This window comes from Enterococcus camelliae, from assembly GCF_042685105.1.
In the GTDB taxonomy this organism is placed as follows: Bacteria; Bacillota; Bacilli; order Lactobacillales; family Enterococcaceae; genus Enterococcus_G; species Enterococcus_G camelliae.
This window is the reverse complement of sequence record NZ_JBHUMO010000001.1, coordinates 83,861-107,483: the sequence shown is the minus strand read 5'-3', so window position 1 is coordinate 107,483 and position 23,623 is coordinate 83,861. Positions and strand designations below refer to the sequence as shown.

Genomic DNA, 23,623 nt, shown 5'->3' with positions numbered 1-23,623 from the left:
TGTAGATACCTCTTTCATACTTATGGTTTTGACGCTTTTAAGTATAACGTATCTACATGATTTTTTTGTTTATTTCTTTATGCATTTCATTTTACAACTTACCATTTTTTTAAAAGACGTTCATTAAGAAAAAAACACCAAAAAGCATTCGTTTTTTGGTGTTTTTTTCTGATATTTCATCGAAATACATTATAGTTATTCGTTATTGTTTAGTCTATCAACTGATGCTTATCTCATCGTTGGGAATAGTAAAACGTCGCGAATTGATTGAGCATCGGTTAGTAACATAACCAATCGATCAATTCCGATTCCTAATCCTCCAGTAGGTGGCATTCCATATTCTAGCGCTTCTAAGAAATCTTCATCCACCCCATGAGCTTCATCATTGCCTGCTTCTCTTTCTCGTTCTTGTTCCTCAAAGCGTTCTCTCTGATCAATTGGGTCATTTAGTTCAGTGAATGCATTGGCAAACTCACGTCCAACAATAAATAATTCGAAACGATCTGTAAATCGTGGGTCTTCCGGATTTTTCTTAGCTAACGGTGATACTTCAACTGGATGACCATAAACGAATGTTGGTTGTTGCAATGTTTCTTCAACAAATGTTTCGAAAAACTCATTAATGATATGTCCAACGGCCATAGCATCCGTAATTTCAACGTTATGTTCTTTCGCAAGTTGACGAGCTTCTTCCACACTCATTTTTTCCCAGAAATTGACTCCTGTCTTTTCTTTAATTGCATCGACCATGTGAACGCGTCGGAATTCAGCACCCAAATCAACTGGCATACCGCCGTAAGTAATGTCCGTTTTACCTAATGTTTTTTCAGCTGCTGTACGGATGATTCCTTCTGTTAAATCCATGACGTCTTTGAAATCAATATAAGCTGTATAGCACTCTAACATGGTAAATTCTGGATTATGTGTTGTATCAATGCCTTCGTTGCGGAAGACTCGACCTATTTCATACACCTTTTCCATTCCACCTACGATGAGCCGTTTCAAATGCAGTTCCAAAGCGATACGCAAATACAAATCAATATCCAATGCATTGTGATGCGTGATGAATGGACGTGCAGCTGCACCACCTGCTTGATTATGTAAAACAGGTGTTTCCACTTCAAGATAGCCCAATCCATCTAGATAACGACGGATTTCACTGATGATTTTGCTGCGTTTTGTGAACCGATCAAAACTTTCTTGATTGCTAATCAAATCTAGATAACGTTGACGGTAACGTTGTTCGACATTTGTTAAGCCATGATATTTATCTGGCAATGGTCGCAACGCTTTTGATAAAATTGTTATTTCTTTGGCCTTGATGGTCACTTCACCAGTATCAGTTTTCATAATCTCGCCAGTTACACCAAAGAAGTCCCCTAAATCAGCATGCTTAAATACATCATAGGGTTCGTCACCAACTTGATCTTTACGCACATACAGTTGTATCCGTCCTTCGCGATCTTGCAAGTGTGCAAATCCTACTTTTCCTTTTCCACGTTTGGTTATTATTCTTCCAGCCACACTAGCTGTTAAGCCCATTTCCTCTAATTCCTCTTTTGTACGAGGGTCAAACAATTCATGTAGTTCAGCTGATTGATGAGTACGTTCAAAACGATGGCCAAAAGGGTCAATCCCTTCTTCTCGCAATTTTTCCATCTTCTGGCGACGAACCAACATTTGGTCATTTAATTCTTCTTGTGTTTGTCGTTCCTCTGTCACGAATTTTCCTCCATTCTCACATATGCTTCTTTATTATAATGCCAATCTTCAGAAGAAAAAGCAAGCCGAATGTTAACTCCGGCTTGCTTTCAACTATCAAACGGATACGGAAGTCGCTTGACTGGCTAAAAAAGCATCTAGCAAGGTAAGCACTGTTTCTCGATCTTCCGCTTTATTAATGGCTGCCTTTAATTTTGCCGTTCTTGAGACTCCTTTTAGGTAATAGGCCGCGTGTTGTCGAAACTCTCTTGCAGCGATTTTCTCGCCCTTTAGGTCAACAAGTCGCTCAAAATGAAGCTTTGCCATAGTGATTTTTTCATTTGGTGTTGGCTCCGCTATTAATTCCCCTGTCTGTAAATAGTGATTGGTACGACGAATCATCCACGGGTTTCCAAGTGCCGCTCTACCGATCATAACAGCGTCGCAACCAACTTCATCCAACATTCTACGAGCATCTTCTGGGGTTCGCACATCGCCATTGCCCATAAGAGGAATAGAAAGATTTTTTTTCACTTCTTTCAAAACGGTCCAATCGGCTTTTCCTTCATACATTTGGACACGTGTTCTTCCATGCATCGCAATTGCTGCGGCCCCAGCTGCTTCTGCGGCCAAAGCATTTTCAACTGCGAATAGGTGCTCTTCATCCCAACCTGTTCGCATTTTAACGGTAACAGGTATAGATACTGCAGATGCAACTGCTTGAACCATTTCATACACTTTATTCGGGTCTAACAACCACTTGGCTCCTGCTTCTGCTTTGATGATTTTATTTACCGGACAGCCCATGTTGATATCAATAATATCAGCTGTCGTATTTGTTTCCACAAATTTTGCAGCTTCAACCAATGTTTCCTTTGTCCCACCAAAAATTTGCAAACTTAATGGGTGTTCAGTTTCATCAATATACAACATCTCTAAGGTTTTTTTGTTGCGTAGTTGAATTCCTTTGTCACTAATCATTTCGCAAACAACTAGACCCGCTCCTGCTTCTTTGACCGTTACACGAAAAGCTGCATTTGAAATACCAGCCATCGGTGCAACAACCACACGATTCGCAATTTCTACTTGACCAATATTCCAAGAAGAAGGCATCTTACTTCGTCCCTCCAGTAATTTCTTCCTTAATTTCCATCAGCTCTTGTTCATTGAAAAAGTATTTATTGCCACAAAATGAACAAACTGCCTCTGCACCATGATCTTCATCAATCATATCTTGGATTTCTTTTGAACCCAATGTCAAAATTGCTGAGGCAAATTTTTCTTTTGAACAATCACATTTAAATTGTACTGGCATTTCTTCCAGAATCATCAATGATTCCCCAGCAAAGAGGGCATCCAATATATCTTCCGGTGTTTTTCCTTCATCGAGCAATGTGGAAACTTTTGGTAATTCTTGCAAACGAGTTTCTATTTTTGCAATCATTTCCTCAGATGCACCTGGCATAACTTGTAGCATAAAACCACCAGCAGAACGGACCGAATCATCTGTATCCACAAGAACACTCAGACCGACCGCCGAGGGAACTTGCTCAGATGCTGCCAAATAATATGTAAAGTCTTCTCCTAGTTCTCCTGAAACGATTGGCGTTTGACCAGAGAAAGGTTCTTTTAACCCTAAATCTTTGATGACTGTAAAAATTCCTTCTGTTCCTACCGCCCCACGAACATCTAGTTTCCCTTGCGTATTCAAAGGTAAACTGATTTGCGGATTTTGAATGTAACCTTTCACATCGCCACTGCCATTCGCATCAATCATAATTAAGCCCGCAGGACCATTTCCTTGGATTTTGACTGTTAATTTATCGTCCCCTTTCAATGTACTTCCTAATAGAAGGGAACCCACTATTGCTCTACCTAAGGCTGCTGTCGCCGTGTTCCAAGTATCGTGACGATGTTGCGCCTCAGCAACTGTCTTCGTTGCACAAACCGCATAGGCGCGGACATAACCGCCATAAGCCAACGCTTTTACTAAGTAATCTTTTGTCATGTTTCAACTCCTCTTTCTCTTCATTATTGAATCATACCTAGAATGCATCCATTTTTCAAATTCACCGCTTGAGGGTGTCATTCAATCAAAAAGCAAGAGAGTCATTCCATGAACGGCTCTCTTGCAACGTAATTATACAGTTGTGTCATCATTTGAATCAGGTGTTATTTCTTTTGATTGATCCGTTGATCCACTTTCGGCTTGTTCTGCTTGTTCTGCTTGTTTTTCGGCATCCTTTTGTTCCAATGCTCGTTTTGCTTCTTCATAAGAAGCCGCTTTTTCGCTAGGGAAAGGATTGCCTCCTGTTTCTTCTGGCATTTTACCTGTTTCAAACAAAGATTTAATTGCTTTTGCATCAAGCGTTTCAAATTCTAACAGTTTTTCTGCTATCAATTTGTGTTGCGCACGATGCTCTTCAATAATTTCGCGTGCTTTGTTGTGTGCCTCTACGAGAATCCGACGTACTTCTTCATCAATTTCGTATGCAACTTGTTCAGAATATGCCTTTGTTTGACCATAATCTCTACCAACAAACACTTGATGGTTTCCTTCATATTGAACCGGACCTAACTTGTCGCTCATTCCATATTCGGTTACCATACTCCGTGCCAAAGCAGTTGCTTGTTCGAAGTCATTGGATGCGCCAGTTGATTGGACATTGAAAATAATTTCCTCTGCTGTCCGTCCACCCAATAGGCCAACAATCTGCTCAAACAAATCTTCTTTAGTCATTAGCATTTGGTCTTCTTTTGGCAAAGCAATCATATAACCACCTGCACGTCCCCGAGGAATAATTGTTACCTTGTGGACAATGCGTGCACGACTAAGTACTAAACCAACAATTGTATGACCTGCTTCGTGGTAAGCAACCATTTCACGTTCATGTTTGCTGATTACGCGATCTTTTTTCGCAGGTCCCGCAATAACCCGGTCTTCCGCTTCATCAATATCAGAGGCATCAATTTTGGTTTTATTTCGACGAGCAGCAACAAGTGCAGCTTCATTCAGCACGTTTTCCAATTCTGCACCGGCAAAACCTGGTGTTTGTTGAGCAACGACTTTCAGATCTACATCATCTGCTAATGGTTTGTTGCGTGCGTGTACCTTCAAAATAGCTTCACGGCCTTTTACATCCGGACGTCCTACCAAGATTTGTCGGTCAAAACGACCCGGACGAAGCAAGGCTGGATCTAATACATCTGAACGGTTAGTTGCCGCAATGACGATGACTCCTTCGTTTCCATTGAACCCATCCATTTCTACTAACAATTGGTTAAGGGTCTGTTCCCGTTCATCATGTCCGCCACCCATACCGGCGCCACGTTGACGACCGACTGCATCGATTTCATCGATGAAAATGATGGCTGGTGCATTTTTCTTCGCCGTATCAAATAAATCACGTACACGACTAGCACCGACCCCGACGAACATTTCTACAAAGTCTGAACCGGAGATAGAATAGAACGGTACGCCAGCTTCACCAGCGACTGCTTTTGCAAGCAAAGTTTTCCCAGTTCCTGGAGGTCCTTCTAATAATACCCCTGCTGGAATACGTGCCCCTAAGGCAGAGAACCGACGTGGATCTTTTAAGAATTCGACTACTTCAACTAATTCTTGTTTTTCCTCTTCCGCTCCGGCCACATCGGAGAATCGAACGCGATTGGCTTTTTTATCTGCTTCTTTGGCTTTTGATTTACCAAAATTCATGACTCCGCGGCCGCCGCCACCGCCGCCACCTTGTTGACCCATCATCATATAGAAAAAGAAAATAATGATGACTAATGGCAAGAAACTCACTAAGAGTGATAGCCAAATACCACTATTTGATTCTTGCTCAATCTCTGTTTTTACTCCTTGATCACTCGCTAATGTTGTAATTTCATTTAGCGTAGAATCATTTGGTAAAACAATCGTTGAAAACGAAGAAGATGTGGATGATGTTGAGCCAAAAACACTTAACCCACTGTCACTTTCAACTTTCTGAGCGTCTTTATACTGTCCAGTAATACGATAAACACCATTTGATGGTTGGACAGTAAATGATTCAACTTCGCCATCTTTTAATTGCTTCGTAAAAGTAGAGTACTCAATTTCTGGGGAACGATCACTGCCGTTGCCAAAAAAGTAATACACCACCATAACCATGGCTAATAAAATGAGTACATAGTATAAGGTCGTTTTGACCGTACCATTTCCTTTTTTATTCATGCGGCCCCTCCTTGCCTTTTTTGTCTTTATCTGACCTTTCCATTGTATCACATTTGATCAGAATTTATGATTGATTATGATTGGTAAACTGATGGTTTTAATACACCAACATATGGAAGGTTACGATACTGTTCCGCATAGTCTAGGCCATAGCCAACTACAAACTCATTTGGTACATCAAATCCAACATAATTTGCCTCAATTGGGACAACTCGTCCTTCAGGTTTGTCGAGCAATGTAACGATTTGCACGGACTTCGCTTTGCGATATTTAAATAAATCCACAAGATAAGCTAGTGTTCTACCACTATCAATAATATCTTCCACAATCAACAAATCGCGTCCCTCAACATTTGTATCCAAATCTTTTAAAATTTTTACTTCTCCGGAAGACACCGTTGCATTTCCGTAACTAGAAACATCTAAAAAATCGAGTTCCAAATAACAATCCATTTCACGGACAATATCAGCCATAAATGGAACTGCGCCTTTTAGCACCCCCACCACAAGAGGATTTTTATCCTGATATTCTTCTGATAATCGTTTTCCTAGCTCTGCGCAACGTGCTTGAATTTGTTCTCTTGTAATGAGTATTTTTTCAATATCTTTGTCTAACATAAGGTTCTCCTTTCAAAGTTACTTCCGGTATTTATAGAGAAGTACGTACCGTATTTTATCAGTTTCTCTCTCAATACTCAAATAGGAATGAAAAAAAGGAAAAAAAGCCAATTCATTCTTAGTAGAATCTAAAACAACCCACCCCTCATCACGCTGTTTTTGCGGAATTTTATGATCAATCAACCAACGAGACAAACGCTTGGTTAATGCGGGGGTCAGTTTCAATCGATCACCATTCTTTCGTTTCCGAACTTCTAGTGGAAGCGTGACCGTTGACGCAAGCGGTAGACAAACCGTTTGCCACTCACATAGTTCTTTAGGGATGAGCTTTTCATCGATTGGTGTAGGTAAAAGACCAATCCATTGATGATCAGATAAAAAAAATTGAGTATCTTCCATCAGAGAATACGATTTCGCCATCTCCGTTTGCTCTAAATTTCTTTCAATGTACAGATAGTCATACGCCCGCCTAATAATCCATTCCTGGCCAATGTCCATTGTCCATTGTGGTTTGTGCGCATTGCATAGAAGGCGCAAGGTTTGATCAATTTGCTTTTGAGAAAGATTCAAACCCGTTGTTTTTCTAAAGGTATGTGCTGCTTTTTCAAATAAATACATTTGCTCCAGTTTTGAATGTTCATTAAGTTGAGACAACGTTATCGACCATCCATTATCGGATGGGTGGAAAAGTTGTTTTCCTTTTTCCCAGGATAGTTCTTCGAGTAACGCTTCTCTATGTATGACTTGATTAGCAATTTGTTGAAACTGTTTCGCGAGTTGCGGTTGTTCCTCTTTTAGGATTGGCAGAACTTGATGCCGAATCCGATTGCGAAAATACGTCAGTTCTTCATTGGTATTATCCTCAAAAAAGATAAGTTGGCGCTCTTTTGCATAGTTGTAAAGAGTTGCTTTTTCATAAGACAATAACGGACGAACCAACTGTCCTTCATCGGCAAATGCTTGGCTAGGTACAATTCCTTTCAAAGCGGATACTTGACCATCTCGAACGGCCTTCATTATCATGGTTTCAACCTGGTCATCACTATGGTGAGCAGTCAACAATACCTTGTATCCCTTTTCGTTCATGATTGATTGAAAAAAAGCATATCGAAATTGCCGCGCATTGCCTTCTACATTGGTCAGCGTAGGCTCCCAATTCGCTTGAAAATAAGGAATTTTTCGCTGGGCGCAATATGCTCTTAAAAACCGAGCTTCCTGGACACTTTCCGGACGCAGTTGGTGATTCACATGCGCAACGGCTAGTCGTTGTCGTGAAAAATTCCAATTTGCTAGCATCAAATCGAGTAAAACCATTGAGTCGACTCCGGTTGAGACGGCTAGCAAAACCGGGTATTCTTGCAACCAAGCTTGTTGTTTGCCAAATGTTCTTTGCATCTCTCGTGCATCCATTTACACACCCCCAATCAAAAAAGAAGGTTGAGCACTTGCTGTCAATAAGCAAGGCTCAACCTTAACATTATCCTTTGATACTGACTAACTACGACGACCTCCGCGACCTCCGCGTTTTCCTTCAGTATTTCTTCTTAATGAAGAAAGACGATCGTCACTATCCTTCAAAAAAGAAGACATCAATGAGTCGAAGTCTTGTTTCGAATTATTTGCTGCATTTTGATTTCCTTGATTGCGATTGAACGGTTTCTTAGGTCCCGCTTTATGAAAATCTTTTTTGGGAAAATCGCGTTTTTCTTCTTGTGGGCGATCTTCGGCCTTACGAATAGACAAGCCGATTTTACCATCAGCGCCAATATTCGTCACTAATACAGTCACTTCATCGCCAACTTTCAACACTTCGTTGATATCTTTGACAAAGCCATTTGACACTTCACTAATATGAACAAGACCCGTCTTGCCAGATCCTAAATCAATGAATGCACCAAAATTGGTAATTCCTGAAACTTTTCCTGGTACTTTTGCTCCAACTTCGATTGACATAAAAAATGTGTTCCTCCTAATTTATTACCCTTTTATATTCCATCGTCACAAATATGTGCAATGATGACTTATTTATCACTAGACTTGGTTGGTGTTTGGCTATCTGAATCAGGTATTTTAAAGTTGATTTCGCCGTCTTTCGAATAAAAGTACCGACTACGTGCTAACTTTGCAACGTAATCATCGTCTTCTAGTAATGCGACATCTGATTTTAGTTGCTTCACTTCTTTATTTACTTTTTTTTGCTCGACAAGCGTCTCTTGTTTATAGGTATTCAATGTGGCTAATCGTGCATAATCCCGCATTAAACTATAACCGACACTAATTAGCGCCAACACACCGATTGTACAAATAACAGCCAAACGTCTTCGACGAAAAATAACTTGTCGTTGCTGCTTCGCATAATTTGCGTATTGTTCTTTGGCAAAATTTGTTGGCAGATAGGCTACATTATTCTTGTTTTGCTTTTTCAATCCACTCGCCCCAGTCCCTTGATTGTCCTTTTCATTATACCAACATCAGAATCACTTGTCTAACAATATTGCAAACATCTTTTCATGAAATCAAACCAGCAATTAGCTTGATATTCGTTCATCTGAAAGAAGCGTATACATCGCGCTCGCATCTTCTTTTTTCGTTGATTCTTGTAATTTTTCCACTTTGACTTTCACAATTCGATTTCCAAATTGAATTTGAATGGTATCCCCAACTTTTACCATGCTGCTAGATTTCGCTAATTTTCCATTCAATTGAACCCTACCTTTGTCTGTCACCTCTTTAGCAACCGACCGCCGTTTAATCAAACGCGAGATTTTTAAAAACTTATCAATTCTCATTTCTTCACTCCTATTCGTAATAGTTTCTCACCAAATGGAATAAATAACCATTCACGAATGGTGAAAACTTTCAATTTTAATGCAAGTGTGACAAATGTAATAGCCCCTATTCCCACACCACCAATACTCACCATTAAGGTTGTACTGCGATGCCATTTTTCAGGTAAAATCAAAAACCACATGCCATCATAGAGAAACAGTACCCCTACCATTCCGACCAACGCTCCAACTAAACGCCATCCGAATTTTCGTTGGCTCCAAAATTGGTGTAATTGCAATTCATCAAAATGTAAGAATGTTCCAAAGACGAACGCCAAGCCAAGCAAGGTCGAGAGACTTGCACCAATTGTACCAAATAGAGCCGTTAAGACTCCCGTTGTACAAAACTTTATGACGCAGCCACAAACCGCTGCTTTAAAGGATGCTAACACTTTGTTTCTACTCTGTTCAATGCTTTGGAAGGCTTGAATCACCGCCATAAACGCAATAGCAAAGACAAATAAAACCAATGTCCATGTCCCTTGAAAATCTTTAAACAATGTATAATTAATGAACGGCATAAGTAACGCTAGCCCAAAAGAAGCCGCCAAAGAAAGTGAGACAGTCAATCGTAAATACATCATTGCAGAAAATCGAAATTTTGCAAACTTTTGCGTCCGCAAATATTCGGTCAGAGCAGGCAAAAAGCTAGTCCCTAATGCCCCTGCTACAACCAAACCTAATTGGACAAGTGGCTGTCCTCGATCATAGACCCCTTTAGATAATTGCGCGACTTCTTTCGAAACCCCGGAAAAGATTAAGCCATTCACAACAAAAAAGGAATCAATTAGCTGAAATAAGATTAGCAATGCACTAAAAACGGTTAGCATTCCCGCTTCACGGTAAAATCGTATTCGCGCCTTACGCGTTGGTCTTTTTATAGCCAAAAGCCGAGTAAAATGCAAGGTGCTTCCGGTCATTTTTCGATGATAGTGTGCTAAGACCATCCATGCTACAAGCCCACCAAACAACGAGCCTGATAGCGCATATTCCCCAACACGGTAAACAGAATAGTCAAATACTACAAATCCCCAAGCAGCAAGCAAAATAATCCCAACGCGAACGATTTGTTCCACAATTTGCGAGACAGCAGTAGGTACCATATAAAGGTCTCCCTGAAAGCTTCCTCGGTAAAATGCGAGAAATGGAATCAATAAAAAGGTAAATGAGGTCACTCGAATTAACGGTGCTAATTGGCCATCCCCCATTCCCAAAGCCAGCCATTTACTCGTCACCATGAAAAAAAGCCAAGTTAAAAAGGAGAGAGCAGCAATAAATGAGAAGTAGGTCCGCAAAATGGTTCGTTTTTCTAATGGCGATTGTCCGACAAGTAATTTAGATAGAAACTGAGGAATACTCGTCAAGGCAATCGTCATTGCAATGCCATAAATGGGATAGATTTGTTGGTAGACATAAAAGCCTCGGTCACCCGCCAGATTTTGAAACGGGACTCGGTAAACCGCACTAAGTAATTTTGCAAAGAAAGAAGCCAAGGTAAGCACAAATGCCCCTCTGACCAATGAATGAATCTGTCTTTTTTCCATTCATTTCTGCCCCTTTCTATGACTGCAAGGACATTTTTTGTCCCTTTTCTTGGTAGCGAATATCTCGTAACGCACGAACAAATGCAGCAATTTCTTGTAACCAAACCATTTCTTTCATGTCTTTTGGTAATTGCAATCTGATGGTCATTTTTTCTTTTTCAATGCCTAGGGTCGCTTTCAATTTCGTTTTAGCTAACGCTTCAAATAGCTGTTCTACGGTATAGTTTTTGGTACCCACCTTACTTAATAAGAAGGTAATTGTCAGTTGTTGTTTTCGGATGGACTCTACTAAAGAACGATCCGCATTCATTTTTATTTCACCAATCACGAGTAAGTGTGCGACTTCATCCGGGTATTCACCAAAGCGATCAAGCAAATCATCCTGTAATTCATCGAGTTCAGCCATGCTCGCTAGTTCCCGAATGCGTTTGTAAATCTCGATTTTTTGTCGTTCATCTTCAATGTAGAATGATGGCAAATATGCATCCAGTCCCAAATCAATTTCCACATTGGTCTTCTGTAATTGACTATTCTTTCCTTGTTTGCGTTCAACTGCTTCTTGCAGCATTTGAGCATACATATCAAATCCAACCGAGTCAATGAAACCGTGTTGTTGCGCACCTAGTAGATTACCTGCTCCTCGAATTGATAAATCGCGCATCGCAATTTTAAAGCCTGAACCTAATTCGGTAAAGTCTTTGATTGCCTGTAATCGTTTTTCACTTACTTCCGTCAATATTTTTTGCGGTTCATACATAAAATACGCATAGGCCACTCGGTTACTTCGCCCTACTCGACCACGTAATTGATACAGAGTTGACAACCCCATATAGTCAGCATTTTCAACAAACAGCGTGTTCACATTTGGAATATCCACACCCGTTTCAATAATCGTGGTAGTAACTAATAGGTCATATTCCCCCTCAATAAAGTCAAAAAGGGTGTTTTCTAATTGAATTTCCGTCATTTGGCCATGAGCATAGGCAATCCGTGCATCTGGTACCAAGGCTTGCAATTCATCTACTTTGCGTTCGATTGTATCCACTCGATTGTAAAGATAAAAGACCTGGCCTCCTCGAGCCATCTCCCTTAAAATAGCTTCGCGAATTGCTCCTGGATTGCTTTCCATCACATAGGTTTGAATAGGGTAGCGATTTTCAGGTGGCGTTTCGATAACTGACAAATCTCGTACCCCTAACATTGACATATGCAACGTACGGGGAATTGGCGTAGCGGTCAGCGTCAGTACATCGACTTGTGATCGTAACTGCTTCAACCGTTCTTTATGTTTTACTCCAAACCGCTGTTCTTCATCAATCACCAATAAGCCTAAATCAGAAAAAGAAACATCCTGCGACAGCAACCGATGTGTTCCAACGACAATATCTATTTGGCCATGTCGCAGTTGTTCAATGGTTTCTTGCTGCTGACTTTTCGTCCGGAAACGGCTCAAAATACCGACATTCACTGGAAATCCTTGAAATCGGTCCACCATTGTCTCGTAGTGTTGTTGTGCCAAAATGGTGGTTGGTACTAAAATTGCCACCTGCTTGCTCTCTTTAATTGATTTGAATGCAGCACGTAATGCAACTTCCGTTTTGCCAAAACCAACATCACCAACAAGTAGGCGATCCATTGGTTTTTCTTTTTCCATATCTTTTTTGATTTCGGCTGTGCTGCGCAATTGGTCTTCGGTTTCCGAATAGGGAAAGGCATCCTCAAATTCTTTTTGATACCCGTCGTCAGGACCGAACGCATACCCTCTTTCTGCTTCCCGTTTGGCATACAACTGAATCAAATCATCCGCAATATCTTCAATTTTACTAGAGACTTTCCGTTTGGTTTTCGTCCATTCACTTCCACCAAGTTTATTAATGCGAGGCGTCTTCGATTCGGAAGCAACATACTTTTGAATCATATTTAATTGCGTGACAGGAATAAATAATTTGTCATCGTTTTGGTAAAGAATCGTTAGATAGTCTTGATGGATACCATCGACTTCGAGCGTTTCCATCCCAATGTATTTCCCAATACCATGGTTTTCATGAACGACATAGTCTCCTACTTTCAATTCATTGTAGCTTTTTAGTCGCTCAGCATTCGATACAGTTTGTCTTCGAGCACGCCGTTTAGCGACTTTTTGAAAAATTTCTCGTTCGGTTATAACCACTACCTGATCATGTGGCATTTCAAAACCCGCTTGTAGGGACCCCTGTATAATTTGTGAACGCCCTAAGAATAATCGATTAGAACGCGTTTGAACTGCATAGATGTCGTGGTCCCGAAATTCTTGCTCCAACTTTTTCATTTGTTCTTCAGATTGAACGATGAACACGACCGTTTGGGCTTGTTTTTCCCAACGATCAACTTCCGCCTTTAGCAGCCCCATTTGGCCAAAAAATTGTTGCATTGGTCGGTATTGAATGGTGTGAATCGCTTGAAAACGTAAATTCCCCATTCCTTTTTGAAACAATGCGAAAAAGGTGGTTGGTACCGTTGTTTTTTGGAAAAAATCATGTACATTATACCCTAGTTTTTGCTCAGAGAATAACCGCAACTCTTCAATTTTTTGGGTATGCCACTCGCCTTCTTCACGCTCAATTTCACGATTGGTTTCCATAATCCGAGCATAGTCATCTACCATCAAATAGTAGGCTTGGTCAAAATAATCCATAACGGTGGTAGCGTCTTTGTAAAGTAAGTCTGTATAAAACTGTGGATTTTCTCCCGCTAAGCCTTCATCCCATGATTGTAGTAACTGACCAAAATAATCGGCAAGAAACGTTCGATCCGTTTTGTCTTGCGTTACGGCCAGTCTTTTTTCCAACAATTTCTGTAGCTTCTTCTTTCCATATTCAAAATCTTCAGCTGAGAAAATAAGTTCGGTCGTCGGGTGAATGGCAATTTTTTCTAATTGTTCAAGTGATCGTTGTGTTTGTGCATCGAAATAACGAATGGAATCCACCTCTACATCGAAGAGTTCGATTCGGACGGGATGGGGCTGATTGAGTGGATACACGTCAATAATGCTGCCTCGCACACTAAAATCTCCTGGTTTTTCAATCATCGCCTGCCTTGAAAAACCCATTTGGACTAATTTTTTGGGCAATTGCTGCAAATCTAGTTCATCCTCTAAAGCGATTTTCAGCTGTGCGTTTTGCCAAGTGGTTTTGGTCGCAATTTTTTTTCGCAATGCCGCGACAGGTAAAAGGTAAATTCCTTTTTCCTCATTGGCGATAGCTGTTAATGTTGCGACACGTTCCGCTTTGGCATCTGCAGAAGCAAACGCCATTTCCGCTGAGAGCACTTCATCAACTGGAAAGACAAAGACTCGTTCCTCCACATGACGCAAATCTTCTGCTAATTGATTGGCATAATACAAATTGGGCACAACCACGACTACTGATTGATCCAATTTGTGAAATGCCCCAACAATTGCCAAATTTTTGGCTGATCCTGCCAAACCTATAATTAATTGTCGTGACATGCCTTCTCTTAATTGACGAATCCAAGTATCAACAGCTTCTGTTCGCAACAATAGTTCTACTATATTCATTCAGATGCCCCTTTTTTATTAAAATGATTCATCGCCGAAACAAACTCATCCGTTTGAATCCACTCCGTTGTTGCTTCTACAGCTTGATCGATAGCTTCCTGAATGAACTTGCTATCCTCCTTATCAAAGGGATTTAAGACGTGTTGCACCACCGTTTGATTCCATTTTGGACGGCCAATCCCGACTTTGATTCGATTAAATACTTGTGAATTTAAATGAGCGATGATACTTTTGATGCCGTTATGTCCACCAGCACTCCCTTTTTGTCGCAAACGAATCTTCCCAATTTGTAAATCCAAATCGTCATAAACAACTAGCAGCTCTTCTGGATAAATGCCATAATACGTCATTAAGGGTCCAACGGCTCTGCCAGATTCATTCATAAACGTTTGAGGTTTCACAAGTAGAATTTTTTCACCATTGACAAAAAAATCGGCAACCTCCGCTTCAAAAGGATTTTTTTTGAACGTAACCTGCTGTTTCTTTGCAAGTTGATCTACAACTGCAAAACCGATATTGTGTTTCGTCTGTTCATATTTTTTACCAGGATTTCCTAATCCTACAATCATTTTCATCTGTCGCAATCTCCATTAGTTTTTTCCAAACACAAAAGGCTGGGCAGCGCTCTGCTGTCCAGTGTCATAAACTTATTTGGTTTTGAAAATTATACCATATCTCGGACGAATCTGGCGAATTTGCAAGATTTTTTTGCTTTTTTTCTTATTATTTTATGACAACCCTTACAACTGTTTCATATTAAGTAAATAAAACGCAATCAGGAAAGCATTTACAACGAAACACAGAAAAAAATCTGTTATATTGTTTAGTGAATCACATGACAAAGAAAGCCGAAGATGGTAACATAGCAAGTGTAAGAAAAATAAAAATAAAGGATGGATTCAAATGGTTGCAACTACTGAAAAGAATTACCAAAAGGTCATTTTAGTCGGAGATGGCGCAGTTGGTTCAAGTTATGCATTTGCTCTAGTCACGCAAAACATTGCACAAGAAGTTGGTATTATTGATATTGATGCTGCAAAAACAGAAGGTGATGCAATTGACCTTTCCCATGCACTAGCTTTTACTTCTCCTAAGAAAATTTACTCCGCAACTTATGCTGATGCACATGATGCCGATTTAGTAGTTATTACCGCTGGCGCTGCACAAAAACCTAGTGAAACTCGTCTCGATTTAGTGAGCAAGAACTTAAAAATCAATCGGGCGGTTGTAACACAAATCATTGCTTCAGGCTTCGATGGTATTTTCTTAGTCGCTGCTAACCCTGTTGATATTTTAACTTATGCTACATGGAAATTTTCTGGTTTCCCTAAAGAACGTGTCATTGGATCTGGAACTTCACTCGATTCAGCTCGATTCCGTCAAGCACTAGCTGAATTAGTTGACGTGGATGCTCGAAATGTCCATGCCTACATTTTAGGAGAACATGGTGATTCTGAATTTCCTGTTTGGTCTCATGCGAATGTTGCCGGTTTACAAATCTATGAATGGGTCAAAAATAACCCTGAAGTAGATGAAGAAGCAATGGTTAATTTATTCTTTGGTGTCCGAGATGCTGCTTATACGATTATCGAGAAAAAAGGTGCTACTTATTATGGTATCGCGGTCGCTTTGGCCAGAATTACACGTGCCATCCTTGATAATGAAAATGCAGTCTTGCCACTTTCTGTCTATTTAGAAGGAGAATATGGATTAGATGGTATCTACATCGGAACACCTGCTGTTATCAATGCCAATGGTGTGCATAAAGTCATTGAAATTCCTCTTTCAGATAGTGAACAAGACAAAATGGCCGCTTCAGCAAAACAACTTAAAGAAGTGATTGACTCTGCTTTTAAAGCCTTAGCAGAAGAAGATGCAAAAGCTGCGAAAAAATAATGTTTCGCTCGTCTAACTAAAAAAATACGTTATGAAAAAACCCTCCGAATGGAAAAAGATTTGAAGTAATCCTAAAAATGAACTTTTTAGGAGTCTCTCCACTCTTTTACCACATTCGAAGGGTTTTTTAGTCATCTGCATCCTTTACGCTTCTACAAAATTGGTATACACTTCGGACACATCATCATCATCTTCTAATTTTTCCACTAAGTGAGCCAACTGTTCTTTCTGTTCTTCATTCAAGGATACCGTTGTTTGCGGAACCATCGTCAGTTCTTCCTGAGCAAGTGTGAATTGTTCTGCAAGTGCCTCTCTTACCACTGGAAAATCTTCTGGTTCTGTATAAATTTCAAAGACTTCCGGATAAGTTTGCAAATCCTCTGCTCCCGCTTCAATTACTTTTTCAAGCATCTCATCTTCTGAAATGGATAACCCTTGACGCTCAATTGCCAAATACCCTTGGCGTTTGAACAAATAACTGACAGAGCCCGTTTCACCAAGCGAGCCCCCATTTCGTGTAAACGCCACGCGGACATTTGTCTGGGTTCGATTGCGATTATCCGTCAGTGCCTCTACCAAAATAGCCACACCATTTGGCCCATAACCTTCATAAGTCAACTCTTCGTAATTGGCTCCTTCGAGACCACTCGTTGCCTTTTTGATTGCACGCTCAATATTGTCATTCGGCATATTCGCTGATTTGGCTTTGTCGACGACCAACCGTAGTGCTGGATTCATCGCGACCTCTCCACCACCAGCTTTAGCGGCAATATAAATTTCCCGTGATAATTTTTGGAAAATTTTTCCTCTTTTCGCATCCTGTGCATTTTTTCTTCCTTGAATATTGTTCCATTTACTATGTCCTGACATGTTTATCCCTCCTAAAAACTAAAAAACGTTTCTTTTTCGAATAAATTTCCAAATCATACAAAGAAGGATTGCCGTTCCTGCACCTGCGGCATCCAATATAACGTCTTGAAAAAGGGGTGTGCGTCCCCCCGTTATCATTTGATGGTATTCATCCAGTCCTGCATAACCAACAGTTGCTAACCATGCAATCACGCCGGTCAATAAAGTTGACTTTATCCTTGGAAGCAAACCTAAAAAGAAGCTTCCCCCTATCACAAAATAGAGAAAAAAATGCGCGCCTTTTCGTAGAAAAAATTCCAAAAATGAAAAATAGCCATTTGCTGCAACGCTGATTTCTTTGCCCGCATATGAAAAAGAAATTGTTTGTAGTTGGTTCAAAAATGGTTGATTTTTTAATACTTTCTGCAAGAAACCAATTTGCGACTGTTGTTCATACGTCTGGGAGGAAGAATAAAAGATTACCGCCATTACGGCAAATGCAATCACTAAATACAGACGTCCATCTTTTTGCCATTGTTTCATTCGCTGCCACTCCTATCCTTTTCTATCTTACCATTTTCTGATTTCATTTCAAATCAACTTGAAAACCTATGCTATACTAGGATGGTAAGGGAGGAATGAACAACATGACTTATGCAATAAATTGGGATTTAGAGAGTATTTTCCCTGGTGGTAGTCATTCTGAAGCTCTAAAAAAACGACTAGCAGAGCTCTCGACAGAAATCAACCACTACCATACTAAAATAGAAGAATGGACACCGACACTCCAAGAAGCTGATGCGCTAGTAGAAATCATTGAGTTAGCAGAAAAATGCACCAATGGTTTTGGACAATGTGGAAGTTTCATTAATGCATTACTTTCTAGTGATGTGAATGATCAAGAAGCAAAATTATTGATGGGTGAGCTTGCTGCTAAACGACCGGTCTTTCAATTAGCTGCGACAGTCTTTTCCAAAAAATTAACCGTCTTTTCTGATGAAGACTGGGCCACTTTATTGGAAGACACTCGCTTCGCACCAATTGCCTTTCGGTTAAGTGAAATCCGTCGTGATGGCAAAGAATTGCTATCGGAAGCAGAAGAAAACATTATTCATACACTAGCTTTGGATGGTTTGAATGCATGGAGCGAACATTATGATACCCTTGTCGCAGCCATTACCATTCCATTTACCGATAAGACCGGCCAAACAACACAGTTATCAGCTGGACAAGCCTTTAATAAAATGATGGGTGATCCAGATGCAGCTGTTCGTCAATCCTTATTTGATGCTTGGGAAAAAGCATGGTCAGCACAAGCAGCACTATTTTCTGATACATTGAATCATTTAGATGGTTTTCGAATTTCTACCCAACGACTACATGGTGTAGAGGATTATCTAAAAGAACCATTGGAATACAATCGCTTGAAAAAAGAAACCCTCGATACAATGTGGGCCACCATTGTAAAGAATAAACAACCAATGATGGATTTTCTTACACGAAAAGCACAGTTATTTGGCAAAGAGCAAATGGCTTGGCAAGATCAAGATGCGCCAATCATTTTAGGGGAGATGAAAGAAAAGACCTATTCTTTTGACGAGGCTGCAGCTTTTATCACCAAAAACTTTGCAACATTTAGCCCCAAAATGGCCCATTTTGCACAATCCGCATTTGATAATGCGTGGATTGAAGCAGAGGATCGTCCAGGCAAACGCCCAGGTGGTTATTGTACTGGCTTACCTGAATCAAAAGAATCTCGCATTTTTATGACGTATAGTAATTCTGTTAATGAAGTAGCTACGCTTGCCCATGAGTTAGGTCATGCTTTTCATAGCAGTGTCCTATGGGATCTTCCTAGCCTCAATCAAGACTACGCTATGAACGTTGCCGAAACAGCTAGTACCTTTGCTGAATTAATTGTTGCCGATGCCACATTGAAGGAAGCAACAACCGTTGAGGAAAAAATTAATTTATTAGACACCAAAATGCAAAATGCCGTAGCGATGTTTCTTAATATCCATGCTCGTTTCATTTTTGAAAATAGCTTTTATACCGCCCGTCAAAAAGGGTTGGTATCTCCACAACAAATAACAGATATGATGGTAGCCGCCCAAAAAGAAAGCTATCTTGATCAACTTGGTTCTTATCATCCTCATTTTTGGGCTGCAAAATTACATTTCTTCATTGATGATGTCCCATTTTACAATTTCCCATATACGTTTGGTTATCTGTTCAGTATGGGAATTTATGCCTATGCTTCAGAAAAGGGGACAAACTTTGAAGATGACTATATCGCTTTATTACGCGATACTGCCTCCATGTCTACTGAAGAACTGGCTCAAAAACATTTAGGTGTTGATTTAACGAAACCTGATTTCTGGCAAGCGGGAATCAATATGGTTTTAGCTGATATCAAAACCTTCTTACAATTGACAGAAGCCTTCGTAAATTAAGTTTTGTTTCTTGATTCATTGCCACATAAATAGCTGAGTAAGGGGTTCGCCACTAAGGCGTTCATCTTACTCAGCTATTCTTTGCTTTACTTCTAATCTTTGATTTATTTCTAGTCTTCCCTATCAATGAACCTTTACTGCAATCGCAATCGTTTTAGACGCAAGGCGTTCAAAACAACTGACACAGAGCTAAAACTCATCGCTGCGCCAGCAATCATCGGATTTAATAATGGTCCACCCAAAAGATGCAACACGCCCATCGCAACAGGAATACCCAAAACATTATAGGCAAACGCCCAAAAAAGATTTTCACGAATATTCTTCATGGTTGCTTGGCTTAAATGAATGGCTTTTTCCACATCAAGTAGTTCACTCTTCATCAACACAATGTCGGCCGACTCAATGGCAACATCCGTCCCAGATCCAATTGCCATGCCAATATCTGCCTGTGCCAATGCAGGTGCATCATTAATCCCATCACCTACCATTGCCACCCGTTTGTTTTCTTGTTGAATTTTTTTCACTTCATTTGCTTTATCTTCTGGTAAAACTTCACTCAGAACTCGGGATATCCCTACTTGCTGTGCAATCGCAGAGGCCGTCTGTTGATTATCACCGGTCAACATTACCACCTCTATACCACGCTTTTGCAGTTGTTGGATGGCTTGTTTACTGTGTTCCTTTACTGTATCTGCCACGGCTATAATTCCCACCAACTGTTGATCAATTGCTAAATACATGGCCGTTTTCCCTGCTTGTGCTAACGACGAAGCAACACTACTTGCTTGTTCATAAGCAATTGATTGTTGTCTCATCAAGGCTTCATTTCCTAAGTAAATCCATTGTTTCGAAATCATGGCGGTTAATCCGTATCCAGGGATTGCAGCAAAATTTTCAGAAGCTAATTTAGGTAATTGACGTGCCGTTGCTTCCTCTACGATTGCTTGACCTAATGGATGTTCGGAATACACTTCTGCGGTAGCTGCGTATTGTAGTACCTGTGACTCCGACCAACCATGGTAAGCGACAATATCAGTGACAACTGGTTTTCCTTCCGTAATTGTCCCTGTTTTGTCCAAGACCACCGTATCAAGTTTTTCAGCCATTTCGAGCGCATCCCCACTTTTGATTAGGATGCCATTCTCAGCGCCTTTACCTGTTCCCACCATAATGGCCGTGGGTGTCGCTAAACCTAGCGCACAAGGACAAGCAATCACTAAAACGGAAATCGTAATTGTTAGCGCAAAAACCCAAGATTCCTGTCCAAAAATGAACCATAGTAGCCCAGATAAAAGTGCTAAACCAATCACAATTGGCACAAAAACACCAGATACCTTATCCGCTAATTTGGCAATAGGTGCTTTGGATCCTTGTGCATCCTCAACCAATTGGACAATTTGCGCTAAAGCTGTTTCCTTGCCAACTTTTGTTGCTCGAAACTGAAAGCTACCTTGTTTGTTCAAGCTCGCACCAATCACTGCATCGCCGACAGTTTTTTCGACTGGCAAACTTTCCCCTGTCAGCATTGATTCATCCACACTAGAGGTCCCTTCAATGACGATGCCATCTACTGGAATTTTTTCTCCCGGACGTACGACAAGGATATCATCTTTTTGCACATCTTCGACGGGTAGCTCTAGAATGTCCTCACCTTTCATGACTCTTGCCATTTTAGGGGTCAAATTTAGTAATGTTTGAATGGCTGCCGACGTTTTCCCTTTTGAAACTGCTTCAAAGTACTTACCCAGAGTAATTAATGTTAAAATCACCGCAGCTGATTCATAGTACAAATTCATCGCAAAATGATGATTTCCTAGAAGAACTTCAATGGACCCATAGACACTATAAAGAAAGGCTGCACTTGTACCCAATGCGACCAATGAATCCATATTGGGATGACCTTTCACCAAGGTTTTAAAGCCCACTAGAAAAAAGGAGCGTCCCAATATCAGCACGGGCACACAAAGAAAAAATTGGAGACTTGCAAAAACCAACGGATGGGTCGTATGGCTAACTATCGTAGGCACAGGTAAACCCATCATTTCTGCCATTGCTAAATAAAGCAATGGTACAGTGAAAATCGCTGATCCAACAAAACGATGCCACATCGTTTGTGCATGTGCTTGTTTGGCATCCCGCTCAGCTGTCGCATTCTTGTCTGTTGCGACTTCTGCATCGTAGCCTGCCTCTTTCACCGCTGCAATAATTTTTTGTGGAGTGACCTGATCATGATCAAACGTCACTGTCATCTTTTCTGTTGCCAAATTAACCGTTGCTGCTTGGACACCCGCTAGTTTACTCACCGCTTTTTCAACGGTTTGGACACACGAGGCACAGGTCATTCCCTGAACAGCAAAGGTTGTTACTTCTTGACTCGTTTGGACACGATATCCCGCTTGTTGAATAGCTTTCTCAATCTCGGCTACATTCGTTTGCGCTTCTTCAAAAGAAACTTGTAATTTTTCCGTAGCTAAATTGACGGATGCTTCATTCACACCTACCACTTTTTTTACTGCTTTTTCCACAGTTAGTGCGCAAGAAGCACAAGTTATCCCCTCAATCACTAATGTCTCTTTCATCATTTCTACTCCCCTCGTTTGCTCTTGTTATCCTCACTTTATCCTTTGCGTTTACATTTGTCAACGATATTTTCTTTTCTCTTTTTCTATAACAAAAAAAACTTACAAGCACGAACTCTAGTGAGCCCATGCTTGTAAGGTATCTATACTGTTTTTTAATGATACAAATCAAAGCGTCCTTTTGCCATGACTTCCTTAAATCCACCTAGTTCAAGCAATGATTTATTTTCAATCATCTTTTTCACCACTGATGCAGGGTAACCTTTCATTGGTTTGCTGCTTTTTCCAACCACACCAAACGCATGAGTATTCCCAATTGATGCAACTGAACCTTGCGATTGATATGTAAATGGTTGCGTTGCTTGACCAGCTAATTGGCGTAAGATATTTTCTCCTGCGTGTGCTCCCATCTTGGTAGCAATTTGCGCAGTTGTTGGATAAGGTCGATTTGAAGATTTGTCCATCACAGCAGAAACATCCCCAATAAGATAAACGTTCGCATGATTTGGATCGGTCAAATCTTCGTTTACCATTACCCGACCACGACGTTCCGCGAAACCTGATTCTGTTATGACTTCGCTACCGCTCACACCCGTTGTCCAAATAATTGTTGCCGCATGTAATTCAGCTAAATCCGTAGCTTCTTTGCCATCTTGGTACACGACCGTATCTGGCTTAATTGCTTTAATTGGTTTACCTGTCATCAATTGCACTTTCCATTTTGCTAAGTAAGCTAAGCAATAATTGGTCAAATCATCATTGAACATTGGTAAAATACTTGGCGCTGCTTCCACACAATAAATTTCAATTGCTTCCGGTTCAACACCAGCGATTTTTGCAAAACGTTGACGAGCTTCCACCAATGAACCGACCAATTCAATTCCGGTAAAACCGGCACCACAAACGACTAATTTTAAGTACTTCTTGTCTTGAGTCTCTTTGTATTTGTTCATCATTGCCAAAATATGTTGGTGAATTTTTTCGGCTGTTTCAATGTTTACCATTTGCAAAGCATCTTCTTGTGCTCCTGGTATGCCAAATGTTTCAGAACGGAAGCCAAGAGAAACAACTAGATAATCATAGTGTAATGGTTTGTTTTTCACCAATGTGATTTCTTGTTTTTCCGTATCAATTTTTTTCACACAGTCTTGAATGAAGGTAGTTGGTCCCTTTACCACATCTTTAATTGGGAAAGTTACCTTATCTCTTGTTTGTGTACCTGCAGCAACTTCATGCAAACAAGTCGATTCATAATGATAATCATTTTGATCCACCAATGTCACATGAAATGAGCCTGCCTTTTCTTGCAATGCTCTCAATGCGCGTAATCCTGCATAACCAGCTCCTAAAATCGTAACTTCTTTCACGATTCGTTCCCTCTTTC

At 40.5% G+C, this 23,623-nt stretch carries 18 protein-coding genes; 2 read left to right on the top strand and 16 right to left on the bottom strand.

Annotated features, from left to right (window positions below; genetic code table 11):
* Positions 1-228 precede the first annotated feature (228 nt).
* The 12 genes from lysS to pth all read right to left on the bottom strand — a co-directional run bounded on the left by lysS (position 229) and on the right by pth (position 15,037).
* Complete coding sequence (gene lysS / locus ACFSR0_RS00480) at positions 229-1,722, bottom strand: lysine--tRNA ligase (protein ID WP_379978816.1); 1,494 nt, start codon at positions 1,720-1,722, stop codon at positions 229-231.
* 96 nt (positions 1,723-1,818) lie between these two features.
* The gene (gene dusB / locus ACFSR0_RS00475; RefSeq protein WP_379978814.1) at positions 1,819-2,814 is read right to left on the bottom strand and encodes a tRNA dihydrouridine synthase DusB; all 996 of its coding nucleotides are present in this window, start codon (positions 2,812-2,814) and stop codon (positions 1,819-1,821) included.
* 1 nt (position 2,815) lies between these two features.
* Positions 2,816-3,709, bottom strand: a complete 894-nt coding sequence (gene hslO, locus ACFSR0_RS00470; RefSeq protein ID WP_379978812.1) for an Hsp33 family molecular chaperone HslO — start codon at positions 3,707-3,709, stop codon at positions 2,816-2,818.
* 132 nt (positions 3,710-3,841) lie between these two features.
* Positions 3,842-5,917 carry an ATP-dependent zinc metalloprotease FtsH gene (ftsH, locus tag ACFSR0_RS00465; protein ID WP_379978810.1) on the bottom strand — a complete coding sequence of 692 codons (2,076 nt, stop codon included), beginning with the start codon at positions 5,915-5,917 and terminating at the stop codon, positions 3,842-3,844.
* Between the two features lie 74 nt (positions 5,918-5,991).
* The gene (gene hpt / locus ACFSR0_RS00460; RefSeq protein ID WP_379978808.1) at positions 5,992-6,534 is read right to left on the bottom strand and encodes a hypoxanthine phosphoribosyltransferase; all 543 of its coding nucleotides are present in this window, start codon (positions 6,532-6,534) and stop codon (positions 5,992-5,994) included.
* An 18-nt stretch (positions 6,535-6,552) separates the two neighbouring features.
* Positions 6,553-7,944, bottom strand: coding sequence for a tRNA lysidine(34) synthetase TilS (gene tilS, locus ACFSR0_RS00455; RefSeq protein WP_379978806.1), 1,392 nt, complete (start codon positions 7,942-7,944; stop codon positions 6,553-6,555).
* A gap of 84 nt (positions 7,945-8,028) precedes the next feature.
* Entirely contained in the window at positions 8,029-8,487 is a 459-nt protein-coding gene (locus ACFSR0_RS00450) for a S1 domain-containing RNA-binding protein (RefSeq protein ID WP_379978804.1), read from the bottom strand.
* 68 nt (positions 8,488-8,555) lie between these two features.
* The gene (locus ACFSR0_RS00445) at positions 8,556-8,960 is read right to left on the bottom strand and encodes an FtsB family cell division protein (protein WP_379978802.1); all 405 of its coding nucleotides are present in this window, start codon (positions 8,958-8,960) and stop codon (positions 8,556-8,558) included.
* 102 nt (positions 8,961-9,062) lie between these two features.
* Positions 9,063-9,323 (bottom strand): RNA-binding S4 domain-containing protein, encoded by a 261-nt coding sequence (locus ACFSR0_RS00440; protein ID WP_379978800.1) that lies wholly within the window; start codon positions 9,321-9,323, stop codon positions 9,063-9,065.
* Complete coding sequence (locus tag ACFSR0_RS00435; protein WP_379978798.1) at positions 9,320-10,906, bottom strand: putative polysaccharide biosynthesis protein; 1,587 nt, start codon at positions 10,904-10,906, stop codon at positions 9,320-9,322. Before ACFSR0_RS00435 ends, ACFSR0_RS00440 begins: the two co-directional genes overlap by 4 nt.
* A 16-nt stretch (positions 10,907-10,922) precedes the next feature.
* The gene (mfd, locus tag ACFSR0_RS00430) at positions 10,923-14,462 is read right to left on the bottom strand and encodes a transcription-repair coupling factor (protein WP_379978796.1); all 3,540 of its coding nucleotides are present in this window, start codon (positions 14,460-14,462) and stop codon (positions 10,923-10,925) included.
* Positions 14,459-15,037 carry an aminoacyl-tRNA hydrolase gene (gene pth, locus ACFSR0_RS00425; protein ID WP_379978794.1) on the bottom strand — a complete coding sequence of 193 codons (579 nt, stop codon included), beginning with the start codon at positions 15,035-15,037 and terminating at the stop codon, positions 14,459-14,461. Before pth ends, mfd begins: the two co-directional genes overlap by 4 nt.
* Before the next feature lie 328 nt (positions 15,038-15,365).
* Here pth and ACFSR0_RS00420 point away from each other — a divergent pair, with 328 nt between their 5' ends.
* Entirely contained in the window at positions 15,366-16,358 is a 993-nt protein-coding gene (locus ACFSR0_RS00420; RefSeq protein ID WP_379978792.1) for an L-lactate dehydrogenase, read from the top strand.
* A 144-nt stretch (positions 16,359-16,502) separates the two neighbouring features.
* Here the strand turns inward: ACFSR0_RS00420 and ACFSR0_RS00415 are convergent, their stop codons facing one another.
* Together ACFSR0_RS00415 and ACFSR0_RS00410 are read right to left on the bottom strand one after the other, a co-directional pair.
* A complete protein-coding gene (locus ACFSR0_RS00415) occupies positions 16,503-17,228 on the bottom strand; it encodes a YebC/PmpR family DNA-binding transcriptional regulator (protein ID WP_379978790.1) in 726 nt (241 codons plus the stop codon).
* A gap of 18 nt (positions 17,229-17,246) precedes the next feature.
* Entirely contained in the window at positions 17,247-17,750 is a 504-nt protein-coding gene (locus ACFSR0_RS00410; RefSeq protein ID WP_379978788.1) for a VanZ family protein, read from the bottom strand.
* A gap of 104 nt (positions 17,751-17,854) precedes the next feature.
* Between ACFSR0_RS00410 and ACFSR0_RS00405 the strand changes: the two genes are divergently transcribed.
* Complete coding sequence (locus ACFSR0_RS00405) at positions 17,855-19,660, top strand: M3 family oligoendopeptidase (RefSeq protein WP_379978786.1); 1,806 nt, start codon at positions 17,855-17,857, stop codon at positions 19,658-19,660.
* A gap of 134 nt (positions 19,661-19,794) precedes the next feature.
* Here the strand turns inward: ACFSR0_RS00405 and ACFSR0_RS00400 are convergent, their stop codons facing one another.
* The gene (locus tag ACFSR0_RS00400; RefSeq protein WP_379978784.1) at positions 19,795-22,242 is read right to left on the bottom strand and encodes a heavy metal translocating P-type ATPase; all 2,448 of its coding nucleotides are present in this window, start codon (positions 22,240-22,242) and stop codon (positions 19,795-19,797) included.
* 152 nt (positions 22,243-22,394) lie between these two features.
* Positions 22,395-23,606: an NAD(P)/FAD-dependent oxidoreductase gene (locus ACFSR0_RS00395; protein ID WP_379978782.1), complete on the bottom strand. Its 1,212-nt coding sequence runs from the start codon at positions 23,604-23,606 to the stop codon at positions 22,395-22,397.
* Between the last annotated feature and the right edge of the window lie 17 nt (positions 23,607-23,623).